This is a genomic window from Kitasatospora sp. NBC_01266, assembly GCF_036242395.1.
Classification (GTDB): Bacteria; Actinomycetota; Actinomycetes; order Streptomycetales; family Streptomycetaceae; genus Kitasatospora.
The window spans coordinates 845,538-858,287 of the sequence record NZ_CP108458.1 but is presented as its reverse complement, the minus strand read 5'-3'; the positions used below and the strand labels follow the sequence as shown (position 1 = coordinate 858,287).

The 12,750-nt window shown below is 73.9% G+C and carries 12 protein-coding genes; 7 read left to right on the top strand and 5 right to left on the bottom strand.

Annotated features, from left to right (window positions below; genetic code table 11):
- The first annotated feature begins 116 nt into the window (after positions 1-116).
- Both OG403_RS03850 and OG403_RS03845 read left to right on the top strand, forming a co-directional pair.
- Entirely contained in the window at positions 117-1,517 is a 1,401-nt protein-coding gene (locus OG403_RS03850; protein ID WP_329561420.1) for a SulP family inorganic anion transporter, read from the top strand.
- Between the two features lie 113 nt (positions 1,518-1,630).
- On the top strand, positions 1,631-2,518 hold the full coding sequence (locus OG403_RS03845) for a phosphatase PAP2 family protein (protein ID WP_329561419.1): 888 nt from the start codon (positions 1,631-1,633) through the stop codon (positions 2,516-2,518).
- An 18-nt stretch (positions 2,519-2,536) separates the two neighbouring features.
- Here OG403_RS03845 and OG403_RS03840 read toward each other — a convergent pair whose 3' ends face one another.
- Entirely contained in the window at positions 2,537-3,172 is a 636-nt protein-coding gene (locus tag OG403_RS03840) for a transglycosylase family protein (RefSeq protein WP_329561418.1), read from the bottom strand.
- Between the two features lie 429 nt (positions 3,173-3,601).
- On the opposite strand from OG403_RS03840, the gene OG403_RS03835 reads away from it, so the two are divergent.
- Positions 3,602-4,669: an AI-2E family transporter gene (locus OG403_RS03835; protein ID WP_329561417.1), complete on the top strand. Its 1,068-nt coding sequence runs from the start codon at positions 3,602-3,604 to the stop codon at positions 4,667-4,669.
- 55 nt (positions 4,670-4,724) lie between these two features.
- Here the strand turns inward: OG403_RS03835 and OG403_RS03830 are convergent, their stop codons facing one another.
- Positions 4,725-4,889 carry a hypothetical protein gene (locus tag OG403_RS03830; RefSeq protein WP_329561416.1) on the bottom strand — a complete coding sequence of 55 codons (165 nt, stop codon included), beginning with the start codon at positions 4,887-4,889 and terminating at the stop codon, positions 4,725-4,727.
- Between the two features lie 256 nt (positions 4,890-5,145).
- Between OG403_RS03830 and OG403_RS03825 the strand changes: the two genes are divergently transcribed.
- Together OG403_RS03825 and OG403_RS03820 are read left to right on the top strand one after the other, a co-directional pair.
- Positions 5,146-5,727, top strand: coding sequence for a gamma carbonic anhydrase family protein (locus OG403_RS03825; RefSeq protein ID WP_329561415.1), 582 nt, complete (start codon positions 5,146-5,148; stop codon positions 5,725-5,727).
- 36 nt (positions 5,728-5,763) lie between these two features.
- Positions 5,764-6,237 carry an SRPBCC family protein gene (locus OG403_RS03820; RefSeq protein ID WP_329561413.1) on the top strand — a complete coding sequence of 158 codons (474 nt, stop codon included), beginning with the start codon at positions 5,764-5,766 and terminating at the stop codon, positions 6,235-6,237.
- 68 nt (positions 6,238-6,305) lie between these two features.
- Here OG403_RS03820 and OG403_RS03815 read toward each other — a convergent pair whose 3' ends face one another.
- Together OG403_RS03815 and OG403_RS03810 are read right to left on the bottom strand one after the other, a co-directional pair.
- Positions 6,306-7,703, bottom strand: a complete 1,398-nt coding sequence (locus OG403_RS03815; protein ID WP_329561412.1) for an NAD(P)/FAD-dependent oxidoreductase — start codon at positions 7,701-7,703, stop codon at positions 6,306-6,308.
- 93 nt (positions 7,704-7,796) lie between these two features.
- Positions 7,797-8,513, bottom strand: coding sequence for a TetR/AcrR family transcriptional regulator (locus OG403_RS03810; protein WP_329561411.1), 717 nt, complete (start codon positions 8,511-8,513; stop codon positions 7,797-7,799).
- Between the two features lie 50 nt (positions 8,514-8,563).
- Here OG403_RS03810 and OG403_RS03805 point away from each other — a divergent pair, with 50 nt between their 5' ends.
- Positions 8,564-10,282, top strand: a complete 1,719-nt coding sequence (locus tag OG403_RS03805; protein WP_442910857.1) for an APC family permease — start codon at positions 8,564-8,566, stop codon at positions 10,280-10,282.
- A gap of 88 nt (positions 10,283-10,370) precedes the next feature.
- Positions 10,371-12,008, top strand: a complete 1,638-nt coding sequence (locus OG403_RS03800) for an amidohydrolase (RefSeq protein ID WP_329561407.1) — start codon at positions 10,371-10,373, stop codon at positions 12,006-12,008.
- A gap of 121 nt (positions 12,009-12,129) precedes the next feature.
- Here OG403_RS03800 and OG403_RS03795 read toward each other — a convergent pair whose 3' ends face one another.
- Positions 12,130-12,651, bottom strand: coding sequence for a hypothetical protein (locus OG403_RS03795; RefSeq protein ID WP_329561405.1), 522 nt, complete (start codon positions 12,649-12,651; stop codon positions 12,130-12,132).
- Positions 12,652-12,750: the final 99 nt, after the last annotated feature.

Genomic DNA, 12,750 nt, shown 5'->3' with positions numbered 1-12,750 from the left:
TCACTCGAAGGGTAGACCTCGCGGCGCTGCGCACCCGCCGCGCCGGTACCGCTCCCGCAGGCTGAACCCTCCGAAACCGGCCATATCCGGCATCCGGCATTCGGTAGGAGGGCGACGTGGAACAGGCGAGCGCGACACCGGCCGCAGGTCCGGCCGGTCCGGCCGGTCCGGTCGGCCCGGACCGGCCGCAGGCCCCGCCCGCGCTGCCCGTGCAGGCGGGGCCGACCGCACCGGCACCCCGCGCGGGGGCTCGGGACTGGGAGCGGGTCGCGCTCGCGGAGGTGTCGGCGGGGCTGATCACCGCGCTGTTCAGCGTCCCGGAGGGCATGGCGTACGCCGCGATCGCCGGCTTCGACCCGGTGACCGGCCTGTCCGCCGGGATGCTGCCGGCCGTGCTGGGTTCGCTCTTCGCCCGCACCGCGCTGATGGTCACCACCTTGACCAGCGCCATCGCGCTGACCTCGCGCGCCGCCTTCCAGCAGGCCCACCTGGACCCGGCGGTGCCCGGCAACGTGGCCGCGCTGACGCTGCTGGTCGCGCTGGCGATGGCCGGGTTCGCCGTGCTGCGCCTGGACGTGCTGCTGCGCCTGGTCTCGCCGGGGGCGATGGCCGGCTTCTCGGTGGGCATCGCGGTGCAGATCATCGCGGGAGCCCTGGAGGACGCCACCGGCTACCGGGCGCACCAGGGCAACCGCCTGCTGCGGATCGTCTCCTGGGCAGCGCACGCCGGGTCGTGGACGCCGGTGATCGCGGCGGTCGCCGCCGCCACGGCGGCGGTCTGGGTGCTGGCGCACGCCGGGCGGCGCACCGGTGCGCTGGCGGTGCTGATCGCCCTGGTGACGGTCAGCGCGGGAGTGGCGGTCTGCGGACTGCGGGTGCCGCTGGCCGGCGCCCTCGGGGCGATCCCGGCCGGGCTGCCGGTGCTCTCCCGGCCGGCCTGGGGCGCGCTGGCCCGCCTGGCGCCGGGGGCCTGCGCGGTCGCCCTGGTGGCGCTCGCCCAGGCGGCCGGCATCCCGGGCGCTACCCCGGGCGCCGCTCCGGCTGTCACTCCGGGCGCCGCTCCGGGCGCCGGCGGGCGGCGGAGGTGGGGCGACGACGTGCTCGCGCAGGCCGTGGCCAACCTGGTGGGCGCGTTCTGCCACGCGCTGCCGGTCGGCGGCTCGCTGTCGCGCACCGGCGTGGCGGTGGCGGCCGGGGCGCGCGGCCGCTGGGCGGGGGTGGTCTCCGGCCTGGTGCTGGCGGCGCTGGTGAGCACGCTCGGCGGCGCGGTGGCGCGGATCCCGCTGCCGGTGATCGGCGCGCTGCTGATCATCGTCGGCGTCAAGCTGATCTACGGCCGCCTGCCGGCGGTGCTGGCGACCTGGCGCAGCGGTCCGCCGGACACGGCGATCATGCTGCTCACCCTGCTGGCGACCACCCAGCTTCCGCTGCAGTACGCCCTCGCCGCCGGCCTGGCGCTCTCCCTGCTGCACCGGTCGGTGGGTGCCCTGCGGGCGGGTGCTGCCCGCCGCCGATAGTGCGGTGACAGAGCTAATCGGTATCCGATGTACTGTGGGTGCCCTCGCGGGGCGGGGCCACCGCCGCGCCCGGCCGCACCCGGCGCCACCGAGGACGAGTACGAGGACCAGGCGTGAACCCCACCACCACCCCGCCGCCCGTAGGCACCCCACCGCAGGCGGGCGGCGAGAGCCCCACCGGCACGGCGGCGGGTGGCCGCTTCGCCCTGCTGCCCGCCCGCCTGATACGCCAGGGCCGCCCCGCCTGGTGGGCCGAACTGCTGCTCACCGCCATCGGTTACGCGCTCTACACGGTCAGCCGCAACGCCGTTCCCGACCACCGCGCCGCCGCGCTGCACCGGGCCCAGGAACTGCTGGATCTGGAACGGCACCTGCACCTGAGCTTCGAACTGAGCCTCAACCACGCGGCCAACCACGTCACCTGGCTCATCGTCGGGATGAACTACTACTACGCCACGCTGCACTTCGTCATGGTCATCGGCACGCTGCTCTGGCTGCACCTGCGCCGCCCCGACCACTACCGGGCCGCCCGCACCGCCCTCTACACCGCCACGGCCGGTGCGCTGGTCGGCTTCTACGCGTTCGCCCTCGCCCCGCCGCGCTTCCTGACCGGCGACGGCTTCATCGACACCGTCGTCGTCCACCACACCTGGGGCTCCTGGGCCTCCGGTCCGGTCGCCGACGCCTCCAACCAGTACGCCGCGATGCCCTCGGTGCACATCGCCTGGTCCACCTGGTGCGCCGTCGTCCTCTACCGGCTCGCCAAGCCCCGCGCCGTGCGCGTGCTGGCGGCGCTCTACCCGGTGGCGACCTGCGTGGTGATCCTCTCCACCGCCAACCACTTCGAGGCCGACGCGGTGGCCGGGCTGCTCACCATCGCGGCCGGCTTCGCCGTCCAGCGGCTGCTCACCGGCCGACCCGCCTTCGGCGCGAGGCCGGGAGCGGCGCGCGAGGGGAACTCCCCGGCGGCCTCGGCGGACCGGCCACGCGGGACGGAGTAGCCGGCCGCCTGGCGTGGCTCACGGCCGCAGGCGCAGCAGCTCTCCGGGCGTCAGCACGTCGGGGTTCTGGCCCACGGTCTCCTGGTTGAGGCGGAACAGGGCGGGCCAGCCGCCGGTGACCTGGTAGGCGTCGGCGATGTCGCTGAGGGTGTCGCCGTCGCGGACCACCCGGTAGCCGGCCGCATCGGTGCCGCCCGTGGTGCTCGCGCTGTTGCCGCTCGTGCCGTCGGATCCGTCCGGTGGTGGCGGGGCGAGCGGGTGGTGGCCGTCCCCGGCCCGGGCGAGTGCTCCGCAGACCGGCCACGGGGCGAAGCCGCGCGAGCGGGCGAGGTGGTCGGCGACCGCGATCTGCTGGCTCCGGTCGGCCAGGTCGGGACGCGGCGCGTAGGCGAGGCCACCGCTCTCCCGCCAGGTCTCCTCGTCGAACTGGAGACCTCCGTAGTACCCGTTACCGGTGTTGGTGGCCCAGTCGCCGCTGCTCTCGCAGCCGGCCACCGCGTCCCAGTCCGCCATCACCCCCACGTCGTCGGCCGGTGCCGCGTGCACCGGTTCGGCTTGGGCCGGCAGTACGGGAAGCAGCAGCAGACCGAGGGCGGAGACGGTGACCAGGCAGTGGTCGACGGTTTTTCGGCAGCACGATCGGGACAGGGGCACGCGCGCTCCACAGACTCGACGACAGGATCAGGCGTCGGAACGCCCGCTCTCAGCGATGCACGTCGACCCCGGCGGCCCGGCGCGGCACGGGGCGCGAGTCGCCCGGTCGGCCCAGCAGCCGCACCCGCACGGGCCAGTGGGCGATGCGCGGCCAGCGGACCGGGGGTCCGTCCGGTGGACGTCCGGCCCGCGCCAGCCGTCCGAGGCGAACTGCTCGGGCGTACGGCGCGGGCCCTGGACAACCCTGCGGTCATGACGGTTGATGAGGGAGATCACAGACGGGCAGCGGACGGGCTGTCAGAGAACCGGGAGCCGACTGCGGGTGATGGAGCAACAGGTCCAGGAAATCGCCGGGCCGGCCGACCGGACGGCTGACCGGCCCGGCCGCCCCCGGTGGTGCGGGTCCGGCGGCCCGCTGGTCGTCCGGCCATGACGCTCCGGCGCCGGGCCGACCGGAACCACCGGCCCGGCACCGTGGCCCCCGGGCTGGTGCTGGCGGCCGGTTATGCCTGGCGGCTGCTGCTGGTCGGGGTGGCCGGCTACGCGGTGTTCGTGGTGGTGGAGCGCCTGCAGCTGGTCGCGGTCGCCGTCTTCGTCGGGCTGGTCGTCACCTCGGTGCTGCGGCCGGTGGTCGACGTCCTCGGCAAGGTGATGCCACGCTCCGCGGCGGTGGCGGTCACCGTGGTGGCGGCGGTGCTGCTGGTGGCCGGGCTGCTCGCGCTGGTCGGTGAACTGGTGGCGACCGACATGAACCAGCTGCGCGGCGAGGTGCGCGGCGGCCTCAACCGGATCGAACGGTGGCTGCAGGGCCCGCCGCTGCACCTGCGGTCCGGTGCCGTCTCCGGGCTGCGCAGCAAGGTCGGCAGCTACCTCTCGGCGCACCGCTCGGCCCTGATCAGCACGGCGGTGAACAGTGCGGGCCGGGTGGTGGAGGCGATCACGGGCGGCGCGCTGGCGCTGTTCTGCGCGGTCTTCTTCATCTACTCCGGTGACCGGATGTGGCAGTGGGCCGCCGCGCTGCTGCCCGCCCGGGCGCGCTCGCGCTTCGACCGGGGCGGGCGGGCGGCCTGGCGTACCTTCGCCGGGTACACCCGGGGCATCGTGATCGTGTCGGCCAGCAACGCGGTGCTGGTCGGCATCGCGCTGGCCGTCCTGCGGGTGCCGCTGGTGGTGCCGCTGATACTGCTGGAGTTCCTCGCCACCTTCGTGCCGCTGGTCGGCTCGCCGATCGCGCTGGCCGTCGCCTCGGTGGTCGCGCTGGCCACCCGGGGTCCGCTGAGCGCGGTGATCCTGCTGGTCCTGATCGTGGTGATCGGCCAGATCGAGGGGCATGTGCTGCAACCGCTGGTTTTCAGCTGGGCGGTGCGGATCCATCCGGTGGTGGTCGGGCTCTCGGTGGCCACCGGCGTGCTGGTCGCGGGCGTGGTCGGCGCCGTGGTCGCGGTGCCGCTGGTGTCGGTGGCCTGGGCGGTCTACCGCGAGCTGCGGGCGCGCTGAGGTCGGGCCCGCGGCTCGCTGCCCATGACCTGTGCGGGCAGCGGCAGCGTTCCGGTCAGCGCTTCGCCGGGTCCGTACCGCCGCTCGGCGCCTGGTTCGGCGCCTGGTTCGGCGCCTGGTTCGACACGTGGTTCGGCACCCGTAGGAAGGCGGTGAGCGGGGCGGTGACCCGTGGGTCGGAGAAGTCGACGCCGTGCCCGGCACCGTCGATGCTCGCCATGGACGCGCGGTGCCCGAAGGCGCGCAGCGTCTGCCGTGGCTTCCCTGGCTCCGCTGGCTTCCCCGGTTTCCCTGGCCGGGAGTCGTTCTGATGCATGATCAGACGCTAGGAGCGGGCTGCGGGCGGTGTCCTGGACCCGTAGGTGGAGTTCCCGCACGATGCTTCTCCACCCCTCTCCACCCTCCGCCGGTCGTGGCCAGCTACCGCTCGGTAGGGTGAGGCCCATGCTGGACGAGCGAAGAGGGAGCAGTGAGCCATGGCCGAGGCGCTGATCGCTGGTGTGGGAGGGCGCGAGCCGCAGGTGGACCCGGCGGCCTTCGTCGCGCCGACGGCCGTGGTGGTGGGCGCGGTGCGGCTGGGTGCCGGGGCGAGCGTCTGGTACCAGGCCGTGCTGCGCGGTGACGCCGAGACGATCGCGGTCGGGGCGGACTCCAACATCCAGGACAACTGCACGCTGCACTCCGATCCGGGCTTCCCCCTGGTCATCGGTGAGCGGGTCACGGTGGGTCACAACGCGGTTCTGCACGGCTGCCTGGTCGAGGACGACGTGCTGGTCGGCATGGGCGCTCGGGTGCTCAACGGCGCCCGGATCGGCCGGGGTTCGCTGGTCGCGGCCGGGGCGGTGGTGACCCAGGGCACCGTGGTGCCGCCCGGTTCGCTGGTGGCGGGCGTGCCCGCCAAGGTCCGGCGCCCGCTCACCGAGGAGGAGGCGGCCGGCATCAAGGCGAACGCGGCGGGCTACCTGCTGCTGGCCGAGGCGCACGCCGCGATCCCGGCTGCCGGACCCGCTGCGCCTGGGGCTGAGACCGCGGCCGTGAATCCTGTCGCGCGGCCGTGACTGATGTCTGATCAGGATCCTTCGACAGCACGCCGGTTGAGCCTGACCGAGAGCATTCTGGTGGACGCCGCCCCGGCGACCGTGTACGCGCTGGTGGCCGACCTGCGCACGATGGGCCGCTGGAGTCCGGAGTGCCGCCGGGTCTGGGTGGCCGGGCGGCCGGTCCGTCCGGGCTCGCGGTTCGTCGGCCTCAACCGGCGTGGCGCGTTCGTGTGGTTCACCACGGGCCGGGTGATCGCGGTGCGGGAGGCCGCCGAATTCGCCTTCGACGTGGGTGTCTTCGGCCTGCCGATCGCCCGCTGGCGCTACCGCTTCGAGCCGGAGGGGCACGGAACCAGGGTCACCGAGTCCTGGCAGGACCTGCGCACCGGCCGGGGTGCCCGCCTCGCCCACCTGCTGGGCCTGCTCTTCGCCGGCACCGGCGCCGACCGCCGGATCGAGGTCAACCGCGCCGGCATGCGCACCACGCTGGCCCGCCTCGCGCGGGCGGCGGGGGGTGCGGACGGCTGACCCGCACGTGCCGGCGTCGCCCGGCTCCGGGCTCTGGTCCCCTCTCTCCAGGTCGAAATGACGGATCGTCAGCTCTCGAAGCCGAGGCCGAGCCGGTCGAGGGTGCGCAGCCAGAGGTTTCGCCGGCCGGCCCGCTGGTCGGCGCGGGTGAGGGACCACTGGGTCAGCCCGATGCCCGCGGCGCGGATCGGCTCCGGTGGGAAGGGGAGCGGTTTGCGCCGGACCATCTCCAACTCGGTGCGCTCGGTGCGCTGTCCGGCCAGCAGGTCGAGCATCACCTCGGCGCCGAAGCGGCTCGCACCCACGCCCAGGCCGGTGTAGCCGGCGGCGTAGGCGACCCGGCCGCCGTGCGCGAGGTCGAAGAAGGCGCTGAACCGGGTGCAGGTGTCGATCGCGCCGCCCCAGGCGTGGCTGAAGCGCACGTCCGCCAGCTGGGGGAAGGTCGTGAAGAAGTGCCGGGCCAGCGTCGCGAAGGTCTGCGGTCGCTGGTCGTGCTCGGCGCGTACCCGCGCGCCGTAGTGGTAGACGGCGTCGTAGCCGCCCCACAGGATCCGGTTGTCGGCGGAGAGCCGCACGTAGTGGAAGTGGTTGGCGCTGTCGGCGAAGCCCTGGCGGTTGCGCCAGCCGACCGAGGCCAGTTGCCGGTCCGTCAGCGGCTCGGTCATCAAGGCGTAGTCGTACACCGGGACGGTGTACAGGCGGTGGCGCCGCAGCAGCGAGGGGAACGCGTTGGTGGCGAGCGCGACGCGCCCGGCGCGGACCTGTCCGTACGGGGTCCGCACCGCGATCCCGGCGCCGGACCCGGCGAGGGCGGTGGCCCTGGTGTGCTCGTGGATGCGCACGCCGAGGTCCAGGCAGGCCCGCTTGAGGCCCCAGGCCAGGCGTGCCGGGTTGACCATGGCGACGCCGTCCTTGTCCCAGATGCCGCCCAGGAAGGTCGGGGAGTCGATCTCGGCGCGCGTCGCGTCCGCGTCCAGCACGGTCGGTGCACTGCCGAAGCGGCCGGCGAGGGCGGCGAACTCGTGCAGCTCGTCGACCTGGTGGCGCTCGGTCGCCACGGTCAGCGAGCCGGTGCGCTCCCAGTCGCAGTCGATGCCGTGGCGCCGGATGGTGTCCTCGATGGCCCGCAGGTTCTGCGCGCCGAGCCGCTCCAGCCGGGCGAGTTCGCGGGGCCAGCGCTGGTAGCCGTTGCCGAGGCCGTGCGTGAGGCTGGCCTCGCAGAAGCCGCCGTTGCGACCGGAGGCGGCCCAACCGATCTCCTGCGCCTCGATCAGCAGGACGTCCAGCGAGGGGTCGCGCTCCTTGGCGACCAGGGCCGTCCACAGGCCGCTGTAGCCGCCGCCGACCACCAGGAGGTCGCAGCGGGTGCTCGCCACCAGGGCCGGGGTCGCCTGCGGCCGGCCCGGGTCGTCCTGCCAGAAGGCGAGCGGCTTGGCGTCCTGGAGCGAGCGGACGGGATCAACCATGACGGGACTCCTACGGTGCAAGGAGGGGCTGGCCTCCGGATGGCGTCATCAGACCGCCGTGCACGGGCCAACGTCAATGGTGTTGACATAAGCTCACGCCGGGGGCCGCCCCCGGTCGGGCAGCCGGGCGGCGATCGCGTCGAGCAGCAGGTCCAGCGCGAACGGGTAGCCGCTCAGCCGCATGTCGGCGGCCAGCAGGGTGGCGGTGGCGGCGATGTTGGGGTGGTCGGCCGGGTCCAGGCGGGCGTAGCGGGCCCGCCAGACGTCCTGGTCGGCCGCCAGGGCGGGCGCCGGCAGGGCCAGCACGGCCGCGTCGAGGGCCGCGAAGGCGAGGCCCTGGTCCACCAGGGCGTGGTAGGCCCGCACCGCCTCCAGGTCGGGGAAGCCGGCCGACCGCAGCACGCCCAGGATCGTCTCGACGGCCCGGGTCTCGTTGTCGCGTCCGCTGGTCCGGTGGGCGGCCAGCATGGCCGCCTGCGGGTGCGCCTGGTAGGCGGCGTGGATGCGCAGGCCGATGTCGCGAAGGTCGGCCCGCCAGTCGCCGGTGGGCTGCCAGCCGTGCTGGGCCTGGCCGATCAGCTCGTCGGCGATGGCCAGCAGCAGGTCGTCGGTGCTGTGGAAGTACCGGTAGACCGCACTCGGGTCGGCGCCGAGCGCGGCGCCCAGCCGCCGCACCGTGAGCGCCTGCGCGCCGTGCAGGCCGACCAGCCGCAGCGCGGTGTCGACGATGACCTGTTCGGACAGGACCGTGCCCTGCTTGGTCGGCCTTCTGCGCCGCCGCTGCGGCTCGGGGATCACTCGCTCGGCCATGGGGGGACCTTATGACAACAGCATTGACGTGTGAAGAGCTTGCGGGTTGCATGGCCAGCCACCGGCCAACCCCCCCCTTGGCCGACCCCCACGAAGACGGCGGTGACCCGTTGGCAGAGACGCTCCACGGCGAGGGCCCCGGCCCGAGAGTCCGCGCCGGGACCACCCGGCCCGCGCTGCCCAGGTCGCTAGGCGTCGGTGGCGCGGTGGCGCTCGCCGCCTCGAGCACGGCGGCCACCAGCAGTATCGGCATCGGACTCGGTCTGATGGCGGGCGTCGTCGGCCTGCACCTGCCGGCGATCATGCTGCTGGCCTTCCTGCCCGTGCTCGCCATCGCGGGCGGATACGGGCGGCTCAACCGGGTCGAGCCCGACGCCGGCAGCAGCTACCGCTGGGTGGGCGCGGCCCTCAACCCGTGGCTGGGCTTCATGGTCGGCTGGGTCAACATCCTCGGCACGGTCGTGTTCATGGCCTACACCACCACGGTGACCGGCTCGGCGGTGGTCCAGTTGCTGGGCGCGGCCACCGTGCACCGGGTCGCGGGCCTGACCCTGAGTCCGGACTCCACGCTGCAGTGCACCGCCATCGGCATGGTCGTGCTGATCGCCTCGGCGCTGGTCGCGGTGCGCGGGCTCGACCTCGCCGCCCGGCTGCAGAAGTACCTGCTGATCTTCGAGTACGCCGTGCTGCTCGGCTTCTGCGGATACGGCCTGTTCGCCGGCGACCAGCCCTTCTCGCTCGACTGGTTCGATCCGCTCGCCATCCCCTCGTGGCACGCCCTCTGCCAGGGCATGGTGCTCGCGGTCTTCTGCTACTGGGGCTTCGAGTCGGTCTTCAGCGTGGGCGAGGAGGTCCGCGACCCGCGCGACGCCTCCCGCGGCGGCTTCATCGCCCTCACGGTGATGATGCTGCTCTTCGTCCTCGCCAGCACCGCCTTCCAACGCGTTCTCCCCGTCGACGAGTTGGTCGGCAACGGGGCGCAGGGCCTGACGTACTTCGGCAACCGGCTCGCCCACCAGCCGCTCGCCGCACTGCCGTTGGTCGCCCTGACCTTCTCGGCCGCGGCCTCGCTGCAGGCCTCCGTGGTGCCCACCGCGCGCGGCATGTTCGCGATGGGCCGCGACGGCACCCTCGGGCCCGTCTGGACGCGCCTGCACCCCCGCCACCACACCCCCGCCGCGGGCACCCTGCTGGTCACGGCGCTGGCCGTCGTCCTCGCGCTGCTGTCACTGGTCATCCCCACCGTCAGCTCGCTGATCTCCGCGACGGTCAACGCGATCGGTATCGTCGTCGCCCTCTACTACGCGCTGACCGCGATTGCCGCCGCCGTCCGCTTCCGGTCGCTGCTGCGCACCGCGTCGCTCGAGGCGCTGCGGGCGGTCGTCGCCCCGCTGCTCGGCGCGGTCACCCTGCTCGCCGTCGGCGGATACCTCGTCTGGAGCTTCTACGACTCTGCCGACCACTTCGAACTCTCGGCGGACAACGGCTGGTTCGAACTGCTGGTCCCGGTGCTGATGATCGGCTCCGGAGTGCTGGCCGCCGCCTGGGCCCGCTGGTACCGCCGCTCGCCGTACTTCACCGCCGGGTTCGGCGCGGGCGGTGCCGACAGCGGTGCCGACAGCGGTGCCGACAGCGGTGTCGGCGGCGGTGTCGGCGGCGGTGTCGGCAGTGGTTTCGGCAACGCTGTCGGTAGCGTTGCCGGTGACCAGGCAGGCGACGGCCTGGCGGTCGGTGCCGGCGCGGGCACCGGCAGTTCGGCTCGTACCTGACGGCGCTTCGCGGTCCTGTCCGCTCGCCGCGCCACCCCCTCCCATCGCGGTCCCGCTGAAGACCGCCGACCACAGTTGGAGCCCGTCCATGCACCAAGCCGACCTGGTATTCACCGGTGGCCCGGTCCACACCGGCGACTGCGCCCGAACCCGGGCGAGCAGCCTCGCCGTGACCGGGGAGCGGATCACCGCCGTCGGCCACGACGAGGTACGGGAGTTGATCGGCCCGAAGACCGAAGTGATCGACCTTCGCGGTAAGTTGCTGCTGTCGGGCTTCCAGGACTCGCACATCCACGCCGTCTACGGCGGCGTCGAGCTCGCCCAGTGCGACCTCACCGGTACCACCGGGGTCGACGAATACCTGCGGCGGGTCCGCGAGTTCGCCGACCGGCACCCCGAGCGGGCCTGGATCACCGGCGGCGGCTGGTCGATGGAGAGTTTCGACGGCGGCCTGCCGACCCGGCAACTGCTGGACTCCGTGGTCCCGGACCGCCCGGTCTACCTGCTGAACCGCGACCACCACGGTGCCTGGGCCAACACCCGCGCGCTCGAACTGGCCGGTCTCACCCGGCAGAGCCCGGACCCGGCCGACGGCCGGATCGAGCGGGAGCCGGACGGCACGCCCAGCGGCGTCCTCCAGGAGGGCGCCACCGGCCTGGTCGCCCGGCTCGTCCCGCCGACCAGCGCGGCCGAACGGCTGGCCGGGCTGCTCCGCGCCCAGGCGCTGCTGCACTCGCTCGGCATCACCGGCTGGCAGGACGCCCTGCTCGGCGAGTTCAACGGCCAGCCCGACCCCTCGGACGCCTACCTCGCCGCGGCCCGGGACGGCTCCCTCACCGCGAGGGTCAACGGCGCCCTCTGGTGGGACCGCGACCGGGGCGCGGAGCAGATCCCGGAGCTGGTGGCCCGGCGGGCGGCGCTGCGCCACGGCCGCTTCCGGGCGGGCTCGGTCAAGATCATGCAGGACGGCATCGCGGAGAACTTCACCGCTGCCCTGGGCAGCCCGTACCTGGACGCCTGCGGCTGCGCCACCGCCAACTCCGGCCTGAGCTTCGTCGATCCGGTGGCACTGCGGTCCCACGTCACCGAGCTGGACGGGCTCGACTTCCAGGTGCACTTCCACGCGCTGGGCGACCGCGCGGTGCGCGAAGCGCTGGACGCGGTCGAGGCCGCGCGGACCGCCAACGGCCGGCGCGCGACCCGGCACCATCTCGCCCACCTCCAAGTGGTCCACCCCGACGACGTGCCACGCTTCGCGCAACTCGGTGCGATCGCCAACATCCAGCCGCTGTGGGCCGCCCACGAGCCGCAGATGGACGAGCTGACCATCCCCTTCCTCGGTCCCGAACGTGCCGCCTGGCAGTACCCGTTCGGCTCCCTGCTGCGCACCGGGGCCACGCTCGCGGCCGGCAGCGACTGGCCCGTCAGCAGCCCCGACCCGATCGCCGGCCTGCACGTCGCGGTCAACCGGATGGAGCCCGGGGCCACCGACGGCCGGGTCTTCCTGCCCGAGCAGCGCCTCGACCTGGCCAGCGCCATCGCCGCGTACACGGCGGGCTCGGCCCACGTCAACGGAGTGGACGAGGCCGGCAGCCTGCGAGCCGGCGGCCTGGCGGACCTGGTGGTGCTCGACCGCGACGTCTTCGCCGCGCCGGCCGGGGAGATCTGCGCGGCCCGGGTCCTGCGGACCTATACGGGCGGCGCGTTGGTGTACTCGGCCGAGTGAGGCCGGCGGTCCGCCGCGCCCGGTTGCGGAGCGCGGCGGAACCCGCTGACCGCCGACAGGCTGCCGGGGCAGGATCTCTGACGGTACGTCAAAATGGTTCTGGCGTGCGCCGGGAGTCCGCTCAGTGGCCCAGCGCGGCCTTGGCCGCCACGATGACCAGCCCGAGCACCAGGTTGACCGCAGCCTCGATGACCGCCTCGCGACGCGACCCACTGGCATGCAGGGCACCGAGGTAGGCCCAGCTGACCTGCTGGGCCACGGCGACCATCAGGGCGAGCCAGCCGGTGGCGGTGAGGCTCAACCTCACCAGCGGGCTGAGGGCCACCACGGCCGCCGGGAGCACGGCCGCTTCGACGATCGACCACTCGCTTCGTCCGACGAGGCGCACCTCGGACCACTGGACGAGGCGGCCGACCGACCGCTCACCCGCCAGGCGCGCATAGACGTGGGCGACCCAGAAGACCAGCCCGGTGACCAGCAGCAGCACGACGGTCTCGAAGCGGGGGAACTTGCCGCCCGCACTCGACGCGGCGATCACGGAGGCGGCCAGCAGCGAGCCGTAGACGGCTCCCGCGTAGTCGGTGCGGGGAGAACCGGGGCCGCCGTGGCGGGGTTTGCGCAGCCACGGCACGAGATACCTCATCGGCTCACCGTACCGGCGCGCAGCGCCGCGCCCGGTGCGCCACGCGTGCCGAGGGCCGGCTCCGGAGCTCTCTGCGGCTGCTCGAACCAGGCAGGGCGG